Raw genomic sequence first — 15551 nt, 5'->3', positions numbered from 1 at the left:
AGCTTACCAACTAGCCGTAGGAGAAAACAATAAATCTGTGGGGTTATCAATATCATATAAATATTGAAAACTCCTTGTTTCCTTTTTACAAAAAGGCTCCATAAGATTAAGCATATTTATAAAACCTTTTAGCGTAAGAACACAATAAAAGGTTTTATGATCTTCAGTAAGTATTCCTTCATCTGATTTAAATAAGCCCAAAATTAAATTGCAATTCCTAGGTTTAATAAAATCAACCTGAGACAAATCTAATCGTTGCTTTTTATTTATAATAACATCTTCAATTAATTCACTTAATTTAACAGCCTCTTCTTTGTTAAAATTGTATAATCTAACAACATTTTCATCAAGACCATTTACATTTTCTAGATAATCTAGTTCCATTTTCTAGCTTTTAATGTGCTTCTAACCAATTTTCACCTAAACCAACCTCAACATCTAATGGAACAGCCATTTTAAAAGCATTTTCCATCTCTTCTTTTATAATTGGCTGAATTGTATCTAACTCATCTTTATGTGCATCGAACACTAATTCATCATGTACTTGCAATAACATTTTCGACTTGAAATTTTCTTTTTCAAATCTATTATAAATATTAATCATAGCTAACTTTATAACATCTGCTGCACTACCTTGTATTGGCGCGTTTACTGCATTTCTTTCCGCAGCTCCGCGCACTATAGCATTACGAGAATTAATATCTTTTAAATATCTACGACGACCTAAAACCGTTTCTACATATCCATTATCACGAGCAAAATCTACCTGTTTAGACATATAATTTTTTAACTTAGGATAGGTTTCATAATAAGTATCAATCAAAGCTTTTGCCTCTTTACGGGATAAATCAGTTTGATTACTCAATCCAAATGCAGAAACTCCATATATAATACCAAAGTTTACTGTTTTTGCATTACTACGTTGCTCTCGAGTTACCTCATCTAAAGCTACATTAAATACCTTTGCAGCTGTTGAAGCATGGATATCTTCTCCATCCTGAAATGCTTTAATCATGGTTTCTTCCTCACTTAAAGCAGCTATAATCCTTAATTCAATCTGAGAATAATCGGCAGCTAATAATACATGGTTTTCATCTCTTGGAATAAAAGCTTTACGTACTTCTTGTCCTCGTTTTGTTCTAATTGGAATATTTTGCAAATTCGGATTGTTAGAACTCAACCTTCCAGTTGCTGCTACTGCTTGAGCATATACAGTATGTACGCGTCCTGTTTTAGGGTTTACCTCATTTGGTAAAGCATCTACATAAGTACTTTGTAATTTTTTATACTGGCGATATTCTAATATATCAGCAATTATCTCATGATCTTTTGCTAAATATGAAAGTACATCTTCTGCTGTTGAATATTGCCCTGTTTTTGTCTTCTTAGGCTTATCAACCAACTTCATGTTTTCAAACAAAACAATACCTAGTTGTTTAGGTGACCCTATATTGAATTCTTCTCCTGCTTGCTTGTATATATTTTGTTCTAACTGTTCAATATCTTTCGTTAAATCAACTGATAAAGAATTTAAAAACGCTGTATTTAAATTGATTCCTTCTATTTCCATCGCTGTTAAAACTGAGACTAATGGAGTTTCTACATCGTTAAATAACTTGGTTACATTTCCGCTTTCTAATTCTTTAGAAAAATGTTCTTTTAACTGGAATGTCACATCTGCATCTTCAACTGCATATTCGCTTTGTTTTGAAAGTTCTACCTGACGCATAGAAAGTTGATTCTTTCCTTTTTTCCCAATTAACTCTGTAATTGAAACCGGTTGATAATTCAGGTATGTTTCTGAAAGAACATCCATATTATGACGCATATCTGGATTTATCAAATAATGAGCAATCATCGTATCAAACAATTTTCCTTTTACAGGCATATCATAGTTTGACAATACTTTAACGTCATACTTTAAATTATGACCTATTTTCTCTATACTTTCATTTTCAAAAAATGGTCTAAACTCTTCAAGAAGAACCTGTGTCTCTTCTTGATTTTCTGGAAATGATATATAATATCCTTTATTTGCTTCCCATGAAAAAGCGATCCCAATTAACTCTACTTCTAATGCTTTTAACCCTGTTGTTTCTGTATCAAAACATACTGATTGTTGTTGCATTAATTTATGTAACAACAATTTTCTAGAGAGTGGTGTATTTATTAATTGATAAAAATGGTTTGTATTTTCAATGGTTTTAAACCCATTTATAACATCCTCTTCTATAACCTTTCCTGCTCCTGGTGCTGGATCTGCAAACAAATCGAATTGTCCTATTGATTTTTTTTCAGAAGAAACTACTTTTTTAGCTTTCGTAGCTTCTGGTTGTTTTTCTTCTGCCACTGGAGAAACTCCAAATGTTTTTAAAAAATTATCTGTTAAACGACGAAATTCTAATTCATTAAAAATTTCTTTAGTTGTTTCAATATTAGGTTGACACATTTTAAAATGATCTTGATCAAATTCAACAGGCACATCTAACATGATCGTGGCTAACTCTTTCGACAAAAGACCTAATTCTCCATTAGCCTCTACCTTTTCTTTCATCTTTCCTTTTAGTTCTGCTGTGCTAGCTAACAAACCTTCCATACTACCATAAGCTGCAAGGAATTTTTTTGCTGTTTTTTCACCAACTCCTGGAAGTCCTGGAATATTATCTACAGAATCTCCCATCATTCCTAGAAAATCAATTACTTGTTCTGGTCTTTCTACTCCAAATTTTTCTTGAACTTCAGGAACCCCCCAAGTTTCATAACCTCCACCAAAACGCGGTCGGTACATAAAAATATTTTCAGAAACCAATTGAGCAAAATCCTTATCGGGCGTTACCATAAATGTAGTATAGCCTTCTTTTTCTGCTTTTTTAGCCAAAGTTCCTATAATATCATCAGCTTCAAAACCTGGTTTTACTACCACAGGAATATTCATTGCCTTTAATATTTCTTCTATATAAGGTACCGCTATTTTTATAGCCTCTGGTGTTTCTTGTCTGTTAGATTTGTATTCTGGGAAAGCTTCTTTTCTTGCAACGCTCCCGCCTCTATCAAAACAAACAGCTAAATAATCTGGTTTTTCACGCTTGATAACATCTAATAGGGAATTTGTAAATCCTAAAATTGCAGAAACATCCATTCCTTTAGAATTTATTCTTGGATTCTTTATAAAAGCATAATATCCTCTAAAAATTAATGCGAATGCATCTAATAAAAATAATCGTTTTTGTTCTGCCATTTTGTTGTTTAAAGCCTATTGAAATAAATTACTGAAATAGATCTATTTAAGAAAAATAATCTATAAAAATTGTTACTACGAACTCCGCATGTAAAGCTACGAAACTTTAACAAGATGTTAAAAATTGATTTTTAAGAATCGCCTTATCTTTGTCCGACTTTAAAAAAACTAAATATGTCTCGTTGGCTGATAACAATTATTATTATTTCGTTACTTATCATTTTGTTTGAAGCCTATGCTTTCCAAGCAGTTAAAACAGTCACCAAAAACAAATTTATCCGATACGGGTGGTTATTTATTGGAGTTTTAGCCTATGCTAATTTTTTCTACGTGATTTTTTCTTCAGACAGAAGCTCTGGGCAAACGAAACAATTTCAATGGGCTTTTGGTATGCTTTTATTAGTCTTATTACCTAAACTATTTATATTACTATTTATGGTTGGTGAAGACGTAGTAAGATGGATTCAAAAAGGGATTTCTTTTTTCTCCTCAAATGAAACCAAAGCTTTAGCTGGAAGAAGAACTTTTATTGCAAAATTAGCTTTAGGTATTGCTGCCATCCCTTTTGCTAGTTTATTATACGGAATATTTAGAGGTAAGTACAATTACAAAGTACTTAAGTATCAATTAAAATTTAAAGATTTACCCGCTGCTTTTGATGGTTTTACCATTACCCAAATTACCGACATTCATTCTGGAAGTTTTACCGATAAAGAAGAAATTCAGTATGGTGTAGATTTAATAAATGAACAAAAATCGGATGTAATCTTATTTACGGGTGATATTGTAAACAATTTTGCTCATGAAATGGACGATTGGATTGAAATGTTTAAACAATTAAAGGCTCCTATAGGAAAGTATTCTATTCTTGGAAATCATGATTATGGTGATTATTCTAAATGGAAAAACGAAGAAGATAAAGCAGCCAATTTTGAAGCCATTAAAAAAATTCATCCTAAAATTGGTTTTGATTTATTACTGAATGAAAACAAGTACATAGAAAAAAATGGTGAAAAAATAGCCTTAATTGGTGTAGAGAACTGGGGAAAAGGGTTTAATCAAGCTGGCGATTTAAAAAAAGCTTCTGAAGGCATTAATAAAGACGATTTTAAAGTATTAATGAGCCACGATCCTAGCCATTGGGAATACAAGATTAAAAAAGATGACTTTAATTATCAATTAACCTTAAGTGGTCATACACATGGTTTACAATTTGGTATTGAAATCCCTGGTATTATAAAATGGAGTCCTGCAAAGTATGTTTATAAACAATGGGCTGGATTATATGAAGAATTTGGACGGTATATTAATGTAAATAGAGGTTTTGGATACCATGCTTTTCCTGGAAGAGTGGGTATTTGGCCAGAAATTACTGTAATTGAGTTAAAAAAAGGCTGATTTTAAGCGATTTTAAACAAATGTTAATATCTATTTGAAAAAAAATCGATAATTTTGATAAATTTTTTATATAAAACCATATAGGATGACAAAGTTTGGCGAAATTATAAGTATTGACAAACCAGTTTTAATTGATTTTTATACTGATTGGAGCGAGGTAGAACCTAGCTTAGATACACTTCGTGATGTTGCTGCTGCATTAGGAGATAAAGCAAAAGTTATCAAAATCGATATTAAAAAGAACGAAATTCTTGCAGATGCTTTACGCGTTAAAGGAAATCCAACCTTTATGATTTATAAAGATGGAGAAATGAAATGGCGCCAAACAGGCGAACAAGATGCTAATACTTTAATTGGTTTAGTACAACAATACGTTTAAAGTATTGCTTTAAATTTATACCCCTTCTTTGTATATTCTTCTAAAATTTTTGGAAGAACATAATATAAACTCCTACTTGCTTTTATACTATCATGAAAAATGATAACACTTCCTTTTTCTGCATTGTCGACCACATTACTTAAACACTTTTCTTTAGTTACAGTAGCATCGAAATCCGCAGAAAGTACATCCCACATAATAACCTTGTACCCTTTTTTAAGTAGTTCTTTTCCTTGCTTTCCTTTTATCTTTCCATAAGGAGGCCTAAACAACTTTACTTCCTTAAACTCTTCTAATTTTACGGCTTCTTTTAAAATAATCTTTTCACACAACTCTATGTTTTCTCTATAATTTTTATTTGTCGTTTTCCAACCATTTAAATGATTAAACGTATGATTTCCTATCGAGTGCCCTTCTTTTACTATTCGTGAAAATATTGAAGAGTGCTTTTTAATATTATCCCCTATACAAAAAAAAGTAGCTTTTGCTTTATATTTCTGCAACTCATCTAACACAAACTCTGTAACTACAGGGATTGGCCCATCATCAAAAGTTAAATAAATTTCTTTTTCTACTGAAGGAAAACACCACGTATACTTAGGAAACAACTTCTTAAGTATATGTGGCGTTTTTATAAAATACAACCTCATTAAGTTTAAGGCTTAATAGAATCTAATTCTTGCATAAACTGCTCATTTTCTTCCGGTGAAGATGAACTAAACAAACTTTCATGAGTTAAATAATCTTTTAGAGATTTCTTTCCATATTCTTTATCATCATCGTAACGCATTATTTGCTGCATTATGTTTTGATACATATATAGGTTTGTTTCTACATTCTCTCTAATTAAATCAGTGTCTTCATAATTAAACGTATTATAATACTTTAACTTTTGCTGAAAGATATCTATTAACGTTTCTGCTGTTTCCCTAGCTTTATCTATATCACCCATACGGTAATACAATTCTGGATATCCTAAAGAAATGCTATAATGATCAAAATCTTTAATTGGCATTTTATACAACGATAAATCCAACACGTCTTTTGCGTTTACTGAATCTCCTTTCTTCATAAACTCTTCAGATAATCGCATTAAATTATTACGAATTGATATTGCATTACGCTTACTCTGCTCGTCTAAATATATTTTACCGTTATTTATGGTTTTCCAATCCCATTTCTTAACATTGGCATACATTTTTTCTGGGTCTATACGTCCCATATCAAACATCGACTTCCCTTTGTTTGGTGTTTTTATTGGCACAAACTTATATGCCATCCCGTCCAATTGTAAATAATCTTTTAACCAAATATATTCTTCATCTGCATTAGCACCACCCGTAAAATAAATTGGGCGCTTCCAATCGAAATTATTTAAGATATCTAACATTAAAATCCTATTCTTAGTCAACCCTTGATTATCAACAGTAATATCAATATAAGGTAAAATCTTATCAGCATCTTTTTGTGCTACCAATCCTGTTTTTAATACATTTTCTTTATTTACAGGAATTCGAATTTTGTTTGTTGGATAGAACTTTTCTTTAGAATCTTCTCCTGTTTCTAAATAAGTTGCATCATTATCACTTGCAATCCAACGCATAAAATCTTTTATTGATAAAATTGAATCTCTTAATTGAGGCAACTCATAATAATACGCCACATCTAAAGTTCCATATTTATACTGATCGTGTGTTAATTGTGATGGTATTGGATCTGCATCATAGGTTTTCTTTTTCATTTGGTCTATATACCAATCTGTTTGAAAAAGACTCGTGTTTACAATCTTAATGTCTGGTCGAATACCTTCTACTTGCTGCATATACCAAAGTGGAAAAGTATCATTATCTCCAATGGTAAATATAATTGCATTCGGATCGCAACTTTCTAAATAGGTTTGCGCATTTAATTGTGCTACATATCGATCTCCTCTATTATGATCGTCCCAATTTTGTGCTCCCATTAATACAGGCACAGCTAGTAATGAGACTACTGATACTGCTATAGCTACAGTTCTTTTATTTGCATAGCTTTTTAAGTACTCATATAGTGCCAATACTCCAAATCCTATCCAAATTGCAAATACATAAAATGACCCTACTACTGCATAATCTCTTTCTCTTGGCTCAAATGGCTTTGGGTTGGTATAAAATATAATTGCAAACCCTGTAAAGGCAAAAAACAATGCTAGTGTGTATAAATTCTTTTTATCTTTCTTTGCTTGATAAAGCAAACCTATTAACCCTAAGATTAGTGGTAAAAAGTAATACGTATTGCGTCCTTTATTATTCTTAACATCGTCTGGTAGATTTTGTTGTGAACCCAATCGAATCTCATCAATAAAATCAATACCACTTAACCAATTTCCATTTTCTATATCTAAATGCCCTTGTATATCGTTTTGACGTCCAACAAAATTCCACATAAAGTAACGTCCATACATATAACCGAATTGATAATCGATCATAAATTTCACATTCTCTACAAATGTTGGTCGTCTTTTACTACGTGCAGGTATTCCTGCTATTCTTTTATAATGTTGCTCTGATGCAGGATTAACCATTCTTGGTATAAACCCTTTATGTTTATCTGAATAATTAGGTAATACATTTTTGTATTTATTTACAATTACATATTTACCATTCTTCTTCTCATACTTTGGCTTATCGTCTTTATATGGGTTAGCAGCGTCTTGCTCTCTGTCAAAAGAAACGGAATAATATTTATCATAAAAAACATTGGCATCTCCATATTGCTCACGATTATAATATGCCAACAGCTCTCTTGCACTTGATGGATTATTCTCGTTAATTACCGTATCTGCATTTGCTCGTATTGGTAACATTAACCATGATGAAAAACCTATCATTATAAATAATACCGACAACACTAAAGTATTTGCCATTACTAAGTTTTTCTTACGAGTATAACTTAAACCAAAATAAAATAGTGCTATTAAAACCAATCCTGCTATAATAGTTCCTGAATTATAAGGCATTCCTATTTGATTGATAAAGAAAAGCTCTGATACACTAAAAAACTTAAGTGTAAACGGAAATAAGAACTTAAAAACAAATGCTAAAACTAATATTGATATTAAAGTTGCTATTGCTGTTGTTTTTAAATTTATGTCTTTATAGGTTTTAAAGAAATATAATAATACGATAGATGGTATTACTAATAACGATAATATATGTACTCCAAACGAAAGCCCTACTACAAAACTTATTAGCACCAACCATTTATTTCCTTTAGGGGTATTTAGTTCACTTTCCCATCGTAAGCCTAACCAAAATAACAATGCCATTAAAAATGATGACATCGCATATACTTCTCCTTCTACTGCACTAAACCAAAAACTATCTGAAAACGTATACGCCAAAGCTCCTACTACTCCACTTCCTAAAACAGCAATGGCTTCACTTTTATTAAACTTACCATTTTTAGTTGCCATTTTCTTCGCCAAATCCGTAATAGTCCAAAACATAAATAGGATTGTAAACGCACTAGCTAGCCCAGACATAAAGTTTACCATCATTGCCCACTGGCTAGGATCGTTACTAAACATTGCAAAGAATGCTCCTAGCATTTGAAATAAAGGAGCTCCAGGTGGATGCCCAACCTCTAATTTTACTGCTGTAGAAATATATTCACCACAATCCCAAGAACTCACTGTTGGCTCTAAGGTTAATGTATACGTAATTAATGCCACTGCAAATGTAACCCAGCCTAAAATTGTGTTCCACTTTTTGTAGTTAAAATCGTTCATAGTTTTTTATAAAGTTATCGCGAATGTACTAATAACTAGCGTGTTTTTGTTACTAGCAAAAATAAAAATTTGATTATACTTGTATGGTTTCAATTCAACTAATTTTCTGTTAAAAGAAAAAAATTAAAAAAAGTTTTGGTTATATTATAAAAAGTCCTAAATTTGCACCCGCAATCACGCAACTGGCCTATGGTGTAATTGGTAACACACCGGTTTTTGGTACCGACATTCAAGGTTCGAGTCCTTGTAGGCCAACTAAAAAGTCTTAACAGAATTTGTTAAGACTTTTTTTTGTAACAAATTTTACCGCTACTCGTCTTCATAATATAACTAAAACAAACCATTATGAAACGAATTATAACTGCACTTTTTTGCTTCTTTTTAGTAAGCTTATCTGCTCAGGAAGCAAAATTCAAACAATTTTATAAAAGTCATAAAGATAAATCTGCTTTTTCAGTTAACCTATCTAGTTCTTTTGCAGGATCTTTTTTAGACGATAGCGACAATAAAGAGTTAAAAAACCTCTTAGAACAATCGAGTGATTTTAAGGTTATGGTTTTTAACAATGACAACAATTCTGTTTCTAAAGACTTTAGACGTTTTTCTAGAAAAAACAGCTTAAAAACTTTAGTTAGAGCTAAAGATAAAGGCGGTAAAGCTGAAGTTTTATTTTTAGAAAAAAAGGGATTCGTAAGAGAAATTATTGTGAGAGCTAGTGGTGACAGCGATAAATTAGTACTATTAGGTATTAAAACAAAAATAACAAAAGACGAATTAGCTAGCTTATTAGCTTCTTCTCAAAACAAAATAGCTTCTAAATAAAAGTAAGCGCTAGTACTTTTATTTCTTTACAGTACGGCAATTACTTTGAATAACTATACTTATTTAAGTACCATAACGGTAATTATTTAAACAGCATACTGAGTGATATAGCAATACAATACCGGCGGTATAGCGACTCTATACCACTCAGTATGCTGTTGTTTCCATTAGGCACATAGCAACACTTTCATTAGAAACAAAATACTATTTTCATTAGAAGTAAAGTGTTTCTTTCATTAGGTACAAAATATTATTCACTCGAAGCATTCTTTATTATTCCGCTGAGAAGAGTCTCAAAAGTTTATATTTAAAAGGCATTTATTTTAGCCTTTCTTCTTTTCAGTTTTTTTTAACCTCCCAGAAAATAAATAATATAACCACATTATAAATCCATATGCAGTACTTAAATAATAATCTATAGTTTCGATATTTTGCCCTTTTACTTTTTTAAAAAGATCATTTATAATTAATGTTATTAAGCAAAACACTATTAAATATAACAAGTATCTTACAATTCTATTCATTTTATTTTTTTTCTAAAAATAAAAAACCACCTCATTACTAAGGCAGTTTTTAATATTATAATGTTTAATTATTCTTTAATAAGCAAACATTAAAGAATAACAATAAAAAAATCTTAATTCACTCTTCCTTTTAAAGCTTCCACTACTTTTTTACTATTTCCTATAAAAATCTCATTATCTACTATAAAAACTGGACGTTTTAAAAACGTATACTCTTCCAATATAAATTGACGGTAATCTGCTTCCGTTATATCTTGGTTTTTTAAATCTCTTTCCTTGTATAGTTTCGCTCGTTTATTAAATAAACTCTCATAACTATCTGTCAATTTTCGCATTTCTTCTAACTGATCCACAGTTATAGCATTTGTCTTTATTTCTTGCTTTTCAAAACCTTCTAGATTTACTTCTTTTAATATTCTACGGCAGGTATCACAAGTTTGTAAAAAATAAACTTTCTTCATGGCTAAATAATTATCTTTGAACTAGCTAAAATAAGTAGAAAAATGAACAAACAATTTGAAGTTTTAAAAAAATCAAGAGAATTAGTTTTAAAAAAGATAGAAGGTTTATCAAGTGAACAATTGCATAAAATTCCTGAAGGTTTTAAAAATAACATTGCTTGGAATGTTGCCCATTTGGTGGTAACTCAGCAGTTATTACATTATAAACTTTCTGGATTAAACTGTTTAGCTTCTGACGAATTGATCGAAAAGTACAGAAAAGGAACTGCTCCTACTGAAATATTTACTGAAGAAGAATTTGAAGAAATAAAAGAGCTATTAATTGGTTTACCTGATACTTTACAAGAAGATTTTGATGCTGGAATTTTTACAAGCTACAACAACTATGAAACAAGTACTGGGTTTGTTTTAGACTCTATTGAAAATGCTATTGCCTTTAATAATTTTCATGAAGGTATTCATTTAGGTACTATCATGGCTTTAACTAAGTTGGTATAAAACAAAGCAACGCATGAAATTTAATACCAAAGCCATACATGGAGGTCAAAAGCATGAGGAGTCTACAGGTGCTGTAATGACACCGATTTTTCAAACCTCAACCTATGCACAATCTAGTCCCGGAATACATAAAGGTTATGAATATTCTAGAGGTGCAAATCCTACGCGTACAGCACTAGAAAATTCGTTTGCAACTTTAGAAAACGGAACACATGGTTTTGCATTTGCATCGGGTTTAGCTGCTATTGACTGTATTTTAAGAACTTTAAAACCTGGTGACGAAGTTATTGCTGGCGACGATATTTATGGCGGTACTTACCGTATGTTTATAAGACTATTTAAAAACTACGGATTAAATTTTCAGTTTGTAAACATGGATAAAATAGCTAATGTAACCAGTGCTATTTCTAACAACACCAAGTTAATATGGATTGAGACACCAACCAATCCGTTAATGAAAATTGCAGATATTGCTGCAATTACCAAAGCTGTAAAAGCAAAAAACAACAATATTTTAATTGGTGTTGATAATACTTTTGCAACACCTTATTTACAACGTCCTTTAGATTTAGGAGTAGATATTGTAATGCATTCGGCAACAAAATACTTAGGAGGTCATTCAGATCTTGTTATGGGAGCTTTAATGGTAAAAAACGCTGAGCTTGCCAAAGAATTGCATTTTATTCAGTTTGCAGCAGGTGCTATTGCTGGGCCAATGGATTCCTTCTTAGCCCTAAGAGGTATTAAAACCTTACACTTACGTATGCAGCGTCATTGTGAAAATGGAAAAGCGGTTGCTGAATTTTTGAATGCACACCCAAAAGTAAGTGATGTTTATTTCCCAGGTTTAAAAAGTCATCCAAACCATGAAATTGCAAAAAAGCAGATGGATGATTTTGGTGGAATGGTTTCTTTCCGTTTAAAAGAAGAAACGAAAGAAGCTGCACTTTCTTTTTTAGAAAACACTAAAATTTTTACACTTGCAGAATCTTTAGGTGGTGTTGAAAGTTTGGTGAGTCATCCAATAACAATGACTCATGCATCGATACCAGAAGCTGAACGTTTAAAATTAGGAATTACGAATTCTTTAATTCGATTAAGCGTAGGGATTGAAGATATTGATGATTTACTAGCCGATTTAGCACAAGCTTTAGATATATAAAATTGACAACTCCTCCTTTAAAGGAGTTGTTTTTTAGTATAAAAAATACCGATTGGTATATTTTTTATATCTTTACACTTTAATTCATACTATTATAGTGTCTAAATCAGAGAAAACAAAAGCTTTTATTATTGAAACGGTTGCTCCAATATTCAACAAGAATGGATATTCGGCAATGAGTTTATCAAAAATAACTCAAGCTACTGGTTTAACTAAAGGTGCTATTTATGGTCATTTTGAAAACAAAGAAGAATTGGCTCTTGATGCCTTTCGTTTTTCAGTAAGAAAGGTTTTAAAAGATTTAAACACACATCTTAATAAAGAAACTACCCCCATTAAAAAGCTATATAATATTGCTTCATTTTATGAAAACTATTACAATTATAGCAAACAATTTGGTGGCTGTCCCATTTTAAATATTGGTGTAGATTCTAACAATCAGAATACAGCTATAGCTAATTTAGTTCGCTCTTACAATACTCGAATTTTAGAGCAATTTTCTTTATTAATTGAAGCAGGAAAGCAAGCTAATGAAATTAAACCTACTGTAGATAATACTACTTATGCGAAACGTTTTTTTTATATGATTGAAGGTGCTGTATACATGTCATATATAATGAAAGATCCTAGTTTTCTTACAGATTTATCACTAACCATGAAACAGGTTATACAACAAGATTTACAACTATAACTATTTTTTTAACTAAAAATATACCAATTGGTATATTTAAACTCATTTACTATGGAATTACCAAAAATTTTAGAAAGCAAAACAAAAATAAGGTTTCAAGATTGCGATCCTTTTAACCATTTAAACAATGCTTCGTATTTTAACTATCTAATAAATGCCAGAGAAGATCAATTAATTAACAATTACAATTTAGACATTTATGCACATGGGAAAAGTAAAGGGAAAAGCTGGGTAGTAGCTTCTCATCAAATTTCTTATTTAAAACCTGCTACCTTAATGGAAACTGTTACTATAGATTCTCAATTAATTCATTATGGAGATAGAAAATTGTTAGTTGAAATTCGTATGTGGAATGAGGCTAAAACTGAATTAAAAGCCGTTTTATGGAGCTCTTTTGCTTATTTTAATTTAATACAATTAGCTTCTGAAAAGCACTCTGGAGATTTATTAAATTTATTTGAAAGTGTGGTTTTACCAGTAGAAGAAACTTCTTTTGAACAAAGGATTAAAAGCTTGCGTTTTCAAAAAGTATAAACATAAAAAAACCCGCTAATAGCGGGTTTTTATGTTTTATAAGATATTATTTTGAATACCTAAAGTAACATAGTTACTATTTAGCTTCTGCATATCTTCTTTCTACCTCGTTCCAGTTAATTACTTTAAAGAAAGCATCAATATAATCTGGACGACGGTTTTGGTAGTTTAAGTAGTAAGCGTGCTCCCAAACATCTAATCCTAAGATTGGAGTTCCTCCACAAGTTACACCTGGCATTAATGGGTTATCTTGGTTTGGTGTAGAACAAACTTCTACTTTTCCTCCTTTATGAACACATAACCAAGCCCATCCTGAACCAAATTGTGTTGCTGCTGCTTTAGAAAAAGCATCGATAAATGCTTCTTTTGAACCAAATTCTGCTTCGATAGCATCTTTTAATTCTCCTGATAAGTATCCTCTATCTTCTGGGTTCATTACTGTCCAGAATAATGAATGGTTAAAGAAACCTCCTCCATTATTACGTACAGCTCCGTTGCTCATATCTAAATTTGTTAAGATATCTTCAATTGATTTTCCTTCTAAATCTGTTCCAGCTACTGCTCCATTTAATTTAGTTGTATATCCGTTGTGGTGCTTCCCATGGTGAATTTCCATAGTTCTTGCATCTATATGTGGTTCTAATGCATCGTAAGCATATCCTAATTCTGGTAATTCAAAAGCCATAATTATTTGTTTTTTAATAGTTTATATTTTCATTCTTTCCGATTGTAAATTTAACTCAAAAAAATAAGGCAAACAACCGTTTGCCTTATTGAAAATTTATTTAACTATAAAATATATCAATTTTGTTTTTTCAAAATATTTTTAAGTTTTTCTATGTTACCGTCTATATCTTTAGGTGGTGTTAACTCTAATATTTTACAAAGTAAAGGGTAAATATGAATATTCTTTACTGATGCTGTTGTGTACCCTTTTTTAAAAACTGGACCATTAGCATAAAAAATACCGTGCATTTCTTTTTTTTCTGGACTAAATCCATGTTGACCTGTAACAAATACTTCTTTAGACATTTTACTTTTCTTACGATATGTAAAATAATATCCATCATTTGGAATTACTTGAAAAGGCCCCCAATTTTTATTTTTTGGTACGTATTCAAAATAAGGGGTCTCCGCTGTTTTGTATACTTTATAAGGTCCTTTTCTTGAAGTTAAATACGTATATACTTCTTCTAATTTTTTCGGGTTCTTAGGATGTATGTTTACAATAGTTCCATTGCTAACTACCGAATATAATTCATCATTTTTTATAGCGTCTATCGAAATAAACTTATCAGTTTTAACCTCTAACATTCCATGGTCTGAAACAATAACAATATTTACAGGAAGATTCAATTCTTTTGTTTTTTTAAACAACTCCCCTAATGTATTATCTAAAGAATATAAACCTTCTTTTATGGCTTCATCATTATTCGGTCCATATCTATGACCTATATCATCCATATCAGAAAAATACATAGTTATAAGATGCGGCCTTTTATCAGAAGGCATCTTTAACCAATCAACTACTTGATTAACTCTATCAATATTTGGAGTTTTCCCATTGTAAGGAAAATAATAACTTGGCCTTACTCCTTTTACATCTGCCTCACTTCCAACAAAAAAGTAACTTGCAGTTACCATATTACTATTATTAGCTAAAACCCAAATTGGTGTACCTCCGTAGTATTTTCCGTCTTCTACTTTTTTACGATCTCTAATGCTATAGAAGCTATTATTTTCATGACTGTAAAAACTATTTCCTAAAAGGCCATGATTTTCTGGATACATTCCTGTTGCTATAGTATAGTGATTTGGAAATGTTTTGGTAGGAAAAGAAGGTATTAATGAAGTTGCTTTTGTACCATTTTCTATAAACTTAGAAAGATTAGGTGGTGAAAAACGCTTAACGTAATCCCAACGAAAACCATCCAAAGAAATTAAGATAACGTAAGGTTTTTCTGTTGCTTCTTTAGAATTTTGAAAAACAGTTGTTTTTTTAAGTGTACTACACGATGTAAAAATTACAACTATAAAAACAAGAAAAAATAAAAATGGTTTTAACTTTCGCATTG

Annotated in this window: 15 protein-coding genes and 1 tRNA gene; 8 read left to right on the top strand and 8 right to left on the bottom strand. The window is 31.0% G+C overall.

The window, feature by feature from the left end; translation table 11 throughout:
* Positions 1 to 3: 3 nt before the first annotated feature.
* Entirely contained in the window at positions 4 to 384 is a 381-nt protein-coding gene (locus Q0881_RS01985) for a hypothetical protein (RefSeq protein ID WP_299156449.1), read from the bottom strand.
* Positions 385 to 394: 10 nt separating this feature from the next.
* A complete protein-coding gene (polA, locus tag Q0881_RS01980) occupies positions 395 to 3238 on the bottom strand; it encodes a DNA polymerase I (RefSeq protein ID WP_299156448.1) in 2844 nt (947 codons plus the stop codon).
* A 174-nt stretch (positions 3239 to 3412) separates the two neighbouring features.
* Between polA and Q0881_RS01975 the strand changes: the two genes are divergently transcribed.
* Complete coding sequence (locus tag Q0881_RS01975; RefSeq protein ID WP_299156446.1) at positions 3413 to 4636, top strand: metallophosphoesterase; 1224 nt, start codon at positions 3413 to 3415, stop codon at positions 4634 to 4636.
* An 85-nt stretch (positions 4637 to 4721) separates the two neighbouring features.
* Positions 4722 to 5015, top strand: a complete 294-nt coding sequence (locus Q0881_RS01970) for a thioredoxin family protein (RefSeq protein ID WP_299119665.1) — start codon at positions 4722 to 4724, stop codon at positions 5013 to 5015.
* On the opposite strand, the gene Q0881_RS01965 is transcribed toward Q0881_RS01970, so the two are convergent.
* Both Q0881_RS01965 and Q0881_RS01960 read right to left on the bottom strand, forming a co-directional pair.
* A complete protein-coding gene (locus Q0881_RS01965) occupies positions 5012 to 5665 on the bottom strand; it encodes a polysaccharide deacetylase family protein (RefSeq protein WP_299156444.1) in 654 nt (217 codons plus the stop codon). The two genes, Q0881_RS01970 and Q0881_RS01965, sit on opposite strands and share 4 nt — an antisense overlap.
* A gap of 5 nt (positions 5666 to 5670) precedes the next feature.
* The gene (locus tag Q0881_RS01960) at positions 5671 to 8784 is read right to left on the bottom strand and encodes a DUF2723 domain-containing protein (protein WP_299156442.1); all 3114 of its coding nucleotides are present in this window, start codon (positions 8782 to 8784) and stop codon (positions 5671 to 5673) included.
* Between the two features lie 183 nt (positions 8785 to 8967).
* Here Q0881_RS01960 and Q0881_RS01955 point away from each other — a divergent pair.
* Both Q0881_RS01955 and Q0881_RS01950 read left to right on the top strand, forming a co-directional pair.
* A tRNA-Gln gene (locus Q0881_RS01955) sits at positions 8968 to 9039 on the top strand.
* A gap of 90 nt (positions 9040 to 9129) precedes the next feature.
* Complete coding sequence (locus tag Q0881_RS01950; protein ID WP_299156441.1) at positions 9130 to 9606, top strand: DUF4252 domain-containing protein; 477 nt, start codon at positions 9130 to 9132, stop codon at positions 9604 to 9606.
* 323 nt (positions 9607 to 9929) lie between these two features.
* Here Q0881_RS01950 and Q0881_RS01945 read toward each other — a convergent pair whose 3' ends face one another.
* Together Q0881_RS01945 and Q0881_RS01940 are read right to left on the bottom strand one after the other, a co-directional pair.
* Complete coding sequence (locus Q0881_RS01945) at positions 9930 to 10130, bottom strand: hypothetical protein (RefSeq protein ID WP_299156440.1); 201 nt, start codon at positions 10128 to 10130, stop codon at positions 9930 to 9932.
* 113 nt (positions 10131 to 10243) lie between these two features.
* Positions 10244 to 10591: an ArsC/Spx/MgsR family protein gene (locus Q0881_RS01940; RefSeq protein WP_299156438.1), complete on the bottom strand. Its 348-nt coding sequence runs from the start codon at positions 10589 to 10591 to the stop codon at positions 10244 to 10246.
* A gap of 42 nt (positions 10592 to 10633) precedes the next feature.
* Between Q0881_RS01940 and Q0881_RS01935 the strand changes: the two genes are divergently transcribed.
* The 4 genes from Q0881_RS01935 to Q0881_RS01920 all read left to right on the top strand — a co-directional run bounded on the left by Q0881_RS01935 (position 10634) and on the right by Q0881_RS01920 (position 13476).
* Positions 10634 to 11089, top strand: a complete 456-nt coding sequence (locus tag Q0881_RS01935) for a DinB family protein (RefSeq protein ID WP_299156436.1) — start codon at positions 10634 to 10636, stop codon at positions 11087 to 11089.
* Between the two features lie 13 nt (positions 11090 to 11102).
* Positions 11103 to 12251: a cystathionine gamma-synthase gene (locus Q0881_RS01930; protein ID WP_299156434.1), complete on the top strand. Its 1149-nt coding sequence runs from the start codon at positions 11103 to 11105 to the stop codon at positions 12249 to 12251.
* A gap of 97 nt (positions 12252 to 12348) precedes the next feature.
* The gene (locus Q0881_RS01925; protein ID WP_299156432.1) at positions 12349 to 12942 is read left to right on the top strand and encodes a TetR/AcrR family transcriptional regulator; all 594 of its coding nucleotides are present in this window, start codon (positions 12349 to 12351) and stop codon (positions 12940 to 12942) included.
* Positions 12943 to 12993: 51 nt separating this feature from the next.
* Entirely contained in the window at positions 12994 to 13476 is a 483-nt protein-coding gene (locus Q0881_RS01920) for an acyl-CoA thioesterase (RefSeq protein ID WP_299156429.1), read from the top strand.
* Between the two features lie 76 nt (positions 13477 to 13552).
* Here the strand turns inward: Q0881_RS01920 and Q0881_RS01915 are convergent, their stop codons facing one another.
* Together Q0881_RS01915 and Q0881_RS01910 are read right to left on the bottom strand one after the other, a co-directional pair.
* Positions 13553 to 14161, bottom strand: coding sequence for a superoxide dismutase (locus Q0881_RS01915; protein WP_299156427.1), 609 nt, complete (start codon positions 14159 to 14161; stop codon positions 13553 to 13555).
* Positions 14162 to 14277: 116 nt separating this feature from the next.
* Positions 14278 to 15549: an ectonucleotide pyrophosphatase/phosphodiesterase gene (locus Q0881_RS01910; protein ID WP_299156426.1), complete on the bottom strand. Its 1272-nt coding sequence runs from the start codon at positions 15547 to 15549 to the stop codon at positions 14278 to 14280.
* Positions 15550 to 15551: the final 2 nt, after the last annotated feature.

The sequence above is a fragment of the uncultured Tenacibaculum sp. genome, assembly GCF_947494125.1.
Classification (GTDB): Bacteria; Bacteroidota; Bacteroidia; order Flavobacteriales; family Flavobacteriaceae; genus Polaribacter.
The sequence above is the reverse complement of the archived record's forward strand: the minus strand, read 5'-3'. Positions and strand labels throughout refer to the sequence as shown.

What these genes read in the sequence shown, in the direction of transcription:
- polA (WP_299156448.1), bottom strand. Translation starts at nt 3,238, where the DNA reads ATGGCAGAACAAAAACGATTATTTTTATTAGATGCATTCGCATTAATT.
- Q0881_RS01935 (WP_299156436.1), top strand. Translation starts at nt 10,634, where the DNA reads ATGAACAAACAATTTGAAGTTTTAAAAAAATCAAGAGAATTAGTTTTA.
- Q0881_RS01940 (WP_299156438.1), bottom strand. Translation starts at nt 10,591, where the DNA reads ATGAAGAAAGTTTATTTTTTACAAACTTGTGATACCTGCCGTAGAATA.
- Q0881_RS01945 (WP_299156440.1), bottom strand. Translation starts at nt 10,130, where the DNA reads ATGAATAGAATTGTAAGATACTTGTTATATTTAATAGTGTTTTGCTTA.
- Q0881_RS01920 (WP_299156429.1), top strand. Translation starts at nt 12,994, where the DNA reads ATGGAATTACCAAAAATTTTAGAAAGCAAAACAAAAATAAGGTTTCAA.
- Q0881_RS01985 (WP_299156449.1), bottom strand. Translation starts at nt 384, where the DNA reads ATGGAACTAGATTATCTAGAAAATGTAAATGGTCTTGATGAAAATGTT.
- Q0881_RS01915 (WP_299156427.1), bottom strand. Translation starts at nt 14,161, where the DNA reads ATGGCTTTTGAATTACCAGAATTAGGATATGCTTACGATGCATTAGAA.
- Q0881_RS01970 (WP_299119665.1), top strand. Translation starts at nt 4,722, where the DNA reads ATGACAAAGTTTGGCGAAATTATAAGTATTGACAAACCAGTTTTAATT.
- Q0881_RS01930 (WP_299156434.1), top strand. Translation starts at nt 11,103, where the DNA reads ATGAAATTTAATACCAAAGCCATACATGGAGGTCAAAAGCATGAGGAG.
- Q0881_RS01975 (WP_299156446.1), top strand. Translation starts at nt 3,413, where the DNA reads ATGTCTCGTTGGCTGATAACAATTATTATTATTTCGTTACTTATCATT.
- Q0881_RS01965 (WP_299156444.1), bottom strand. Translation starts at nt 5,665, where the DNA reads ATGAGGTTGTATTTTATAAAAACGCCACATATACTTAAGAAGTTGTTT.
- Q0881_RS01960 (WP_299156442.1), bottom strand. Translation starts at nt 8,784, where the DNA reads ATGAACGATTTTAACTACAAAAAGTGGAACACAATTTTAGGCTGGGTT.
- Q0881_RS01910 (WP_299156426.1), bottom strand. Translation starts at nt 15,549, where the DNA reads ATGCGAAAGTTAAAACCATTTTTATTTTTTCTTGTTTTTATAGTTGTA.
- Q0881_RS01950 (WP_299156441.1), top strand. Translation starts at nt 9,130, where the DNA reads ATGAAACGAATTATAACTGCACTTTTTTGCTTCTTTTTAGTAAGCTTA.